Annotated in this window: 9 protein-coding genes; all 9 read left to right on the top strand. The window is 63.6% G+C overall.

What is annotated here, in order from left to right; genetic code table 11:
* Positions 1-357: 357 nt before the first annotated feature.
* From ACODSJ_RS24460 to ACODSJ_RS24420, 9 genes are read left to right on the top strand one after another with little or no spacing between them, the layout of a single operon-like run.
* Positions 358-1,575, top strand: a complete 1,218-nt coding sequence (locus tag ACODSJ_RS24460; RefSeq protein ID WP_489104186.1) for a methyl-accepting chemotaxis protein — start codon at positions 358-360, stop codon at positions 1,573-1,575.
* A gap of 11 nt (positions 1,576-1,586) precedes the next feature.
* The gene (locus ACODSJ_RS24455) at positions 1,587-1,955 is read left to right on the top strand and encodes a response regulator (protein ID WP_003203044.1); all 369 of its coding nucleotides are present in this window, start codon (positions 1,587-1,589) and stop codon (positions 1,953-1,955) included.
* A 15-nt stretch (positions 1,956-1,970) separates the two neighbouring features.
* Positions 1,971-2,255 (top strand): STAS domain-containing protein, encoded by a 285-nt coding sequence (locus ACODSJ_RS24450; protein WP_489104185.1) that lies wholly within the window; start codon positions 1,971-1,973, stop codon positions 2,253-2,255.
* A 32-nt stretch (positions 2,256-2,287) separates the two neighbouring features.
* Complete coding sequence (locus tag ACODSJ_RS24445) at positions 2,288-4,381, top strand: chemotaxis protein CheA (protein WP_489104184.1); 2,094 nt, start codon at positions 2,288-2,290, stop codon at positions 4,379-4,381.
* Positions 4,382-4,414: 33 nt separating this feature from the next.
* On the top strand, positions 4,415-6,073 hold the full coding sequence (locus ACODSJ_RS24440) for a methyl-accepting chemotaxis protein (RefSeq protein ID WP_489104183.1): 1,659 nt from the start codon (positions 4,415-4,417) through the stop codon (positions 6,071-6,073).
* A gap of 30 nt (positions 6,074-6,103) precedes the next feature.
* Positions 6,104-6,640 (top strand): chemotaxis protein CheW, encoded by a 537-nt coding sequence (locus ACODSJ_RS24435; protein ID WP_489104182.1) that lies wholly within the window; start codon positions 6,104-6,106, stop codon positions 6,638-6,640.
* Complete coding sequence (locus tag ACODSJ_RS24430; protein ID WP_489104181.1) at positions 6,637-7,473, top strand: CheR family methyltransferase; 837 nt, start codon at positions 6,637-6,639, stop codon at positions 7,471-7,473. Before ACODSJ_RS24435 ends, ACODSJ_RS24430 begins: the two co-directional genes overlap by 4 nt.
* Positions 7,470-7,967, top strand: a complete 498-nt coding sequence (gene cheD, locus ACODSJ_RS24425) for a chemoreceptor glutamine deamidase CheD (RefSeq protein ID WP_489104180.1) — start codon at positions 7,470-7,472, stop codon at positions 7,965-7,967. The genes ACODSJ_RS24430 and cheD overlap by 4 nt, the downstream gene beginning before the upstream one ends.
* A 2-nt stretch (positions 7,968-7,969) precedes the next feature.
* Complete coding sequence (locus tag ACODSJ_RS24420) at positions 7,970-9,037, top strand: protein-glutamate methylesterase/protein-glutamine glutaminase (RefSeq protein WP_489104179.1); 1,068 nt, start codon at positions 7,970-7,972, stop codon at positions 9,035-9,037.
* The last annotated feature ends 146 nt before the right edge of the window (positions 9,038-9,183 follow it).

Genomic DNA, 9,183 nt, shown 5'->3' with positions numbered 1-9,183 from the left:
TGGCGAGGGAGCTTGCTCCCGCTGGGTCGGTCCGACGCCTCGGGCGCAGCAGCCCCAAGCAAGCAGAATGCGGTCATGCCTGGAACACCACGGTGGCAGATCTTGGGGCTGCTTCGCAGCCCAGCGGGAGCAAGCTCCCTCGCCACAGGGATTTTATTCGCGGCTTATGCCTTCGTCGGATGCATTCGACATTTCCCAAACTGTGTCTACGCTGGGATAGCACAGTGCCACGCATCGTGCAGGTTCATGCCTGCAGTAATGTGACAGCGGACGACCGGTCATAAAGTCCGAGAAAAGGTCGCAGATAACCAGTTATTCGCCAATAACCTGTTAGCACCACTGTTCAAGGACCGAACCATGACGTCGTATCCACACGGTCATTCCGTCGCCCCCTCCCCATCCCGCTTCCTCTGGACCGCCCTGTGCGTCGCCGTTGTCGCGAGCGTGGGCGTGCTGGTCGTCAACGGGGCGAACGGGCAGAACATCGGGTTGAGTGCAGGCTTGCTGGTACTCGGCACCGCTGCCGGAATAGTGGGCGCACGGACGCAGCGTCTTCAGCTCGAAAGCGCCGTGGCTGCCGCCCTGGCCCACCACGACGGGCAGGCCGCCGACCGTCTCGCTCATCCGGCCAGCGCGCAGCTCAACGAAGTCGTGCTCGGCGCCATGCCGATCTGGGCCAAACAGGTGGAAAGCTCACGCCAACAGACTGAAACCGCCATCGTCGAGCTGACCCACCGCTTCACCGGCATCTCGTCTCGCCTGCAAGACACCGTGCAAGCCTCGCAACTGGCGGCCGGTGAGCTGGTCGGCCAAAGCAGCGGCGGTGCCGTGCAGGTGCTGGCCCAGAGCGAAGGCGAGCTGGTCCGGCTCATCGATTCGCTGAAAGCCACCCAGGCCAGCCGCGACGAAACCCTGGCCCAGGTGCGCAACCTGACCGCCTACACCGGCGAGCTGCGGACCATGGCCGCCGACGTCGCCGCAATTGCCGCGCAGACCAACCTGCTGGCCCTCAACGCCGCCATCGAAGCGGCCCGTGCGGGTGAAGCCGGACGCGGTTTCGCCGTGGTGGCCGACGCCGTGCGCAGCCTGTCGAGCAAGTCCAGCGAGACCGGGCAGCAGATGTCCGCCAAGGTCGACATCATCAACAACGCCATCACCCAATTGGTCCAGGCGGCTTCCAGCGGCGCGGACCAGGACAGCCATTCGGTCACGGCCTCCGAAGACAGCATCCAGCGCGTACTGGAACGCTTCAAGCAGGTCACCGGGCAACTGGCCGAATCGGCCGCCCTGCTGCAACAGGAAAGCTTCGGCATTCGCGACGAACTCACCGACGTCCTGGTCAGCCTGCAGTTCCAGGACCGGGTCAGCCAGATCCTCAGCCACGTGCGCGACAACATCGCGGACCTGCACGTGCACATGCAGCAGGCCAGCCAATCGCCCCACGACACGGCCCCCATCGATGCACGCCAGTGGTTGGCACGCATGGAAACCACTTACGCCACCGACGAACAACGCCGCAATCACCACGGCGACGCGGGCGTGCAGCAAGCTTCACAGGAAATCACCTTCTTCTAGGAGAGCCGTTCATGGCTAAAAGTGTATTGGTTGTCGACGACTCCGCGAGCGTTCGGCAGGTGGTCGGCATCGCCTTGAAAAGCGCCGGCTATGACGTGATCGAGGCCAGCGACGGCAAAGATGCACTGGGCAAGCTCAATGGCCAGAAAGTGCACCTGATCATCAGTGACGTGAACATGCCGAACATGGACGGCATCACCTTCGTCAAGGAGGTCAAGAAGCTGGCCAGCTACAAGTTCACGCCGATCATCATGCTCACCACCGAATCCCAGGAATCGAAAAAACAGGAAGGCCAGGCCGCAGGGGCCAAGGCCTGGGTGGTCAAGCCGTTCCAGCCGGCGCAGATGCTGGCGGCGGTTTCCAAGTTGATTCTTCCTTGATGGCCGGAGGCTGTGATGCCGCTGCTGTACGAAACACAGGGTGATCTTGCGCAAGTGCAGATCGACGGCGAGCTGACGATCTACACCGCCGCCGACCTCGCCGCGCAATTGCTGCCATGCCTGGGCAATACCCCGCACATGGAGCTGGATCTGTCGCACGTGACCGAAATGGACGGCGCCGGCCTGCAACTGCTGCTGATCGCCCTGCGCGAAGCGCCAAAGGCCGGCACCCAACTGACCCTGACTGCTCGCAGCAAAACCGTCAGCGAAACACTCGAGCTGTGCAACTTGCTCGCCTAGCACCACCGCCCGACACGACAAAGGACATGAGCGTGAGCATCAATCTCGACCAGGCACAACAGACGTTCATCGCCGAGGCACGGGAACAGTTGCAGGCGATGGAGGAATCGCTGCTGCAACTGGAGAACGACCCCGCCGACAACGACGCCATCGGCGCAATCTTTCGGGCGGCCCATACGATCAAGGGTTCGGCCGGGCTGTTCGGCTTAGAGCCGATCGTGAGCTTCACCCACATTGTCGAAGACGTGCTCGACCGCCTGCGCACCGGCAGCGTCGAAGTGGACGCCGGCCTGATCGCCGTGCTGCTCAAGTCCAGCGACCACATGCTGGAATTGATCAACGTGGTAGCCAACCAGGGCGGGACGCTGACGCCGCCAGCCCTCAAGCGCGAGATGGAGTTGTGCCAGGTGCTGCAGGAATACCAGTCGCCCTCGCCCGCCGACACTCCGACCACACCGGACAACGCTCCAGCGCCCGAGACCGGTGAAACCCGCCTCTGGCACATTACCCTGCGCTTCGGCCCGGAGGTGTTTCGCAACGGCATGGACCCGCTGTCATTCCTGCGTTACTTGCAGACCCTTGGCGAGATCATCGAGATCACCACGCTGACGGACGCGATGCCATCGCTCGACGCCTGGGACGCCGAATCCTGCTACCTGGGATTCGACATCGCGTTCCGCTCGGCCGCCGGCCATGGTGCGATCAACGAAGTCTTCGATTTCGTCCGTGAGGATTGCGCCATCGAGATCGTCGCCCATGACGCAGTTCCTCGGAACACCGGCATGGTCGCCACAGCGCCGCAACAGCCTGAGGAAAACACCGCACTGGTCACCACCGGTGAGTTGCTGCCGGACCAGCGCAAGACGCCGCGCATGCCCGTCCCGGCCTGCGCCGACAAGCACCCCGAAACCCGCGACGGCAAAGCCAAGGACGGCGCCTATGTGCGGGTCAACGCCGACAAGCTCGACGAATTGATCAACCTGGTGGGCGAACTGGTCATCGCCAGCGCCGGCGCCAGCCTGCTGGCCCGCACCTGCCACAACGCCCCGTTGCAGGAAGCCAGCTCATCGGTGTCCGGGCTGGTGGAAGAAATCCTCGACGGCGCCCTGCGCCTGCGCATGATCCCCATCGGCGAAACCTTCAACCGCTTTCGCCGGGTGGTGCGCGATGTCAGCCAGGAACTGGGCAAGGACATCGACCTGATCATCAGCGGCGCCGAAACCGAACTGGACAAGACCGTGGTGGAGAAAATCGGCGACCCGCTGATGCACCTGCTGCGCAACGCCATGGACCACGGCATCGAAACCGCCGAGGCCCGACTGGCCGCCGGCAAACCGGCCAAGGGGCACCTGCACCTCAACGCCTACCATGACTCGGGCAGCATCGTGCTGGAGATCGCCGACGACGGCGCCGGCCTGAACCGTGACCGGATCCTGGAAAAGGCCCAGGAACGCGGCCTGGTCGTCGCTGGCGCGAGCCCGACCGACCAGGAAATCTACAACCTGATCTTCGAACCCGGCTTCTCCACCGCCCAGGCCGTCACCAACCTGTCGGGGCGTGGCGTGGGCATGGACGTGGTCAAGCGCAACATCACCCTGCTGCGTGGCACCGTCGACCTCGACAGCCAACCCGGCCAAGGCACGGTGGTGCGCATCCGCCTGCCGCTGACTTTGGCGATCATCAATGGCTTCCTGGTCGGCATCGGCCAGTCCACCTATGTCATTCCGCTGGACATGGTCCAGGAATGCATCGAGCTGAGCGAAGACGACGGGCTCGCCAGTCGCGAACAAGGCTACCTCGACCTGCGTGGCGAAGTGCTGCCGCTGGTGTACCTGCGCGATCACTTCAACCACGAAGGCCCGCCCGCGCGGCGGCAGAACGTGGTGGTGGTGCGCTACGCCGAACTCAAGGCCGGGTTGGTGGTGGATGACTTGCTGGGGGAGTTCCAGACCGTCATCAAACCCCTAGGCAAGCTGTTCGGCGCGCTGCGCGGCATCAGCGGCTCGACCATCCTGGGCAGCGGCGCCGTGGCGTTGATTCTCGACGTACCGGCCTTGCTCACCCAGATCACCCAGATAGAAAACCGCTACACCCCGACCCAATTTCAACACGCCGCTGCTCGCTGACGCTCTGGCAATTCCATGGAGAGGTACTTCCCAATGAAATGGTTCTACGACCTTAGAATCGCCACCAAACTGATCGCCTCGTTTCTCGTGGTGCTGGCGCTGACCGCCGTCATGGGGGTGTTCTCCATCTTCCAACTGGGTGAGGTGAACAGCACCACCACCGAGATCCGGGAAAACTGGATGCCTTCGATGCGCGCGGCGTCAGGCATGCGCTTCTACGCGGCGAACTATCGCCTCAAGGAGAACCGCCACATCACCGCCGACTCCGAACAGGAACGCACCACCGTCGAACAGGAAGCGGAAGAAGCGCGCAAGGGTTTCGAAACGCGCATGGACACCTATGAAAAGCTGCTGTCCAACGCGCAGGACCGCCAGCTGTTCGAAGCCACTCGCAACGACTGGAACGCTTATCTGGCCATCAGCAAGGACCTGCTCGCACTGTCCCGGCAAAACCTGTCCGACGACGCCCATGCGCTGCTCAAGGGCGAATCCCGGCGCCGGTTCGAGCTGGTGGTGAGCGACCTGCAGAAACTGGTCGAGCTCAATGACGCCGGTGCCGGCGCGGCCAGCGAGCGCGGCACGGCGCTGTATGAGAAATCACGGCTGTCGATCATCGCAGTGCTGGCCACGGCGCTGTTGGTGGGCCTGGGCTTGGCGCTGTTCATTTCCCGCATCATCTCGCGCCCGCTCAAGCAAGCCGCAGCGGTCGCCGAACAACTGGCCGAAGGCAACCTGAACGCCAAGATCGACGTCGGTTCCCGGGACGAAACCGGCATGGTGCTCAACGCCATGCAGAACATGGTGGGCAAGCTCTCGCACATCATCGGCGAAGTGCGTAACGCGGCGGACAACCTTGCCAGCGCCTCGGAGCAAGTCAGTGCCACCGCGCAATCGATGAGCCAGGCCACCAGCGAGCAGGCGGCCAGCGTCGAGGAAACCAGCGCCTCCATCGAACAGATGAGCGCCAGCATCAACCAGAACACCGAGAACGCCAAGGTCACCGACGGCATGGCCAGCAAGGCCGCCAAGGAAGCCACCGACGGCGGCGAGTCGGTGCAGCAGACCGTGGTGGCGATGAAGAAAATCGCCCAGCGCATCAGCATCATCGACGACATCGCCTACCAGACCAACCTGCTGGCGCTCAACGCCGCCATCGAAGCGGCCCGCGCCGGCGAACACGGCAAGGGCTTCGCCGTGGTGGCCGCCGAAGTGCGCAAACTGGCCGAACGCAGCCAGGTGGCGGCCCAGGAAATCGGCGAACTGTCGTCGAGCAGCGTCGACATGGCGGAAATGGCCGGCAACCTGCTCAACGAGATGGTCCCTTCGATCAACAAGACCTCCGACCTGGTCCAGGAAATCAGCGCCGCCTCCGAAGAACAAGCCGCTGGCGTGGCGCAGATCAACACCGCCATGACCCAACTCAACCAGGTGACCCAACAGAACGCCTCCAGCAGCGAAGAACTGGCGGCCACCGCCGAGGAGATGAGCAGCCAGGCCGAGCAACTGCAACAGGCCATGAGCTTCTTCACCCTGGACACGCCGCCCAAATCGGCCAACCAGCCGCTCAAAGTGGACCACACGCCAGGCTCGTCCAGCCGCAAGCCAACCCGCGCACCGGCACCGGCGCTGCCCAAGGCGTTTGCCTACAGCATGGCCAGCGCACCGGACGAATCCGAGTTCACCCGGTTCTGACACACCGGCTCGCTTAAAGGAGAAACAGGCATGGGAGCCATCGCGACCACGCGTCAAACCGCCCTGGCGGTCGAGGAAGAAGCGCAATACCTGACGTTCATGCTGGGCACGGAGATGTTTGCCATCGGCATCCTGTGCATCAAGGAAATCATCGAATACGGCAACCTGACCGTGGTGCCGATGATGCCGGCCTTCGTTCGCGGGGTGATCAACCTGCGCGGCGCGGTGGTGCCGGTGGTGGACCTGTCGGCCCGTTTCGGCCGGCCGAATTCGGCGATCAGCAGGCGTAGCTGCGTGGTAATCATCGAGGCCGCCAGCGCCGACGGCCAAGCCCAGGACATCGGGCTCTTGGTGGACACCGTGTCGGCGGTGCTGGAAATCCCGGCCTCGCAGATCGAACCGCCACCGAGCTTCGGCGCGAAGATCCGCGCCGACTTCATCAGCGGCATGGCGAAGGTCGATGGCAAGTTCGTCATCGTGCTGGAAGTGGACCGCGTGCTGTCCATCGACGAAATGTCCCAACTCGCAGAAGCCAGCCCAAGCGCGCTGGAAGTGGATGCCCCGTGAACACCGACACCTGCAAGGAACGCACGGCCAACGCACTGACCCTCAGTGATCGCGAGTTCCACCAGTTTCAATCCTGGCTCTACCAGGCCGCCGGCATCAGCCTGTCCGAGGCCAAGAAAGCCCTGGTGGCCGGGCGCTTGTTCAAGCGCCTCAAGCACTATGACCTGGACAGCTACGGCGAGTATTTCCAGCTGATCATGAACGGCCAGCGCACCGACGAATTGCAGGTGGCGCTGGACCTGCTGACCACCAACGAAACCTACTTTTTCCGCGAGCCAAAGCACTTCGATTTCCTGCGCCAGCACGTGCTGCCCCACGCAACGCCAGGCAAGACCTTTCGCCTGTGGAGCGCGGCCAGTTCATCGGGCGAAGAGCCCTACAGCCTGGCCATGACCCTGGCCGAAGGGCTGGGCACCACGCCCTGGGAAGTCATCGGCTCGGACATCAGCAGCCAGGTGCTGGCCAAGGCGCGTGCCGGGCATTACCCGATGGAGCGCGCCCGCACCCTGCCCCATCCGCTGCTGGTGAAATACTGCCTCAAGGGCACCGGCAGCCAGGAAGGTACGTTCCTCATCGACAGGGCGTTGCGCAATCGCGTCAATTTCATCCAGGTCAATCTCAACGACACCTTGCCGGAGCTGGGGGAGTTCGACGTGATCTTCCTGCGCAACGTCATGATCTATTTCGACCCACCCACCAAAAGCAAAGTGGTCGCGCGCCTGTTCCCCCGGCTCAAGCCCGGCGGGTACTTCATCGTGAGCCATTCGGAAAGCCTCAACGGGGTGTCCGACGCGTTGAAACTGGTGATGCCTTCGATTTATCGCAAGCCATGAACACCGCAATCAAAGCAGTGACCGAAGTCTACCTGGCCCCCGGAGATTTCCGCTTCGCCACATCGCCGAGCCGGATGCGCACGATCCTCGGCTCGTGCGTGGCGATCACCCTGTGGCACCCCGAGCGCAAGATCGGCGCCATGTGCCATTTCATGCTGCCCAGCCGGCTGCGCTGCAGCACCACCCTCAACGGCCTGTACGCCGACGAAGCCATCGAACTGTTCATCCGCCAGGCCCGGGCCCACCACACCGACCCCGAGGACTACCAACTCAAGCTGTTCGGCGGCGGCGAGATGTTCCCTGAACTGCAACGCCACGTGCCCTACGGCGATGTGGCGCGGCTGAACGTCAACGCCGCGCTGGAAATGGCCGCACTCTATCGCCTCGACCTGATCGCCCAGGACATGGGCAGCACCGGCCACCGCAGCATCATCTTCGACCTGTTCAGCGGCGACGTATGGGTCAGGCACCAACCGATAAGGACCCGGCACTGACCATGGCAAAAAAGATCAATGTACTGCTGGTGGATGACTCCGCCGTGGTTCGCCAGGTGTTGCTGGCGATCCTCAGCGACACACCGGACATCCACGTCATGGGCGCGGCGTCCGACCCGATTTTCGCCATGGACAAACTGGCCCGGGAATGGCCCGACGTGATCGTGCTGGACGTGGAAATGCCGCGCATGGACGGCATCACGTTCCTGAAGAAAATCATGAGCGAGCGCCCGACGCCGGTGGTGATCTGCTCGTCCCTGACGCCCAAGGGCGCGGAAACCAGCTTGCAGGCGATGGCCGCCGGCGCGGTGGAAATCATCACCAAGCCCACCACCGGGCTGAAGAATTTCCTGTTGGAGTCGGCACCGGAACTGGTGGCGGCGATCAGGGCGGCCGCCCAGGTCAACGTTCGCAACCTGGGCAAGCGCCCGGCCCCACTCATGCCGGCCACCAAACTCAGCGCCGATGCCGTGTTGCCCGCCGCCAACGGCCACGCCATGGCGCAGACCACCGAACGCATCGTCGCCCTGGGCACTTCCACGGGCGGTACCCAGGCCTTGGAGGCGGTGCTCACCGCCCTGCCACGGGTGTGTCCGGGCATCGTCATCGTCCAGCACATGCCGGAAAAATTCACCGCCTCGTTCGCCGCCCGGCTCAACAGCCTGTGCCAGATCGAAGTGCGCGAAGCTCGCAACAATGACCGCATCCACCCCGGCCTGGCGCTGATCGCCCCCGGCGGCAAACACATGATGGTGACCCGCAGCGGCGCGTTCTATCACGTGCAAGTGGTGGACGGCCCACTGGTCAACCGCCATCGCCCATCGGTGGACGTGCTGTTTCGCTCAGTAGCCAAATTCGCCGGCCGCAACGCCACGGGCGTGATCATGACCGGCATGGGCGACGACGGCGCCCGCGGCCTCAAGGAAATGCTCGACGCCGGCAGCACCACCGCCGCCCAGGACGAAGCCAGCTGCGTGGTCTTCGGCATGCCCAAGGAAGCAATCAAACTCAACGCCGCGCAACGGGTGATCGGGTTGCAGGAGATTGCCCAGGTGATCTTGCACAAATAGCCAGCGCCACAAACCCGTGGCGAGGGAGCTTGCTCCCGCTGGGCTGCGCAGCAGCCCCAAACAAGCTGAATGCGGTCAGCCTGGAACACCTCGGTGGCAGATCTTGGGGCTGCTTCGCAGCCCAGCGGGAGCAAGCTCCCTCGCCA

It is taken from the genome of Pseudomonas sp. FG6 (assembly GCF_057809015.1).
The sequence above is the reverse complement of the archived record's forward strand: the minus strand, read 5'-3'. Positions and strand labels throughout refer to the sequence as shown.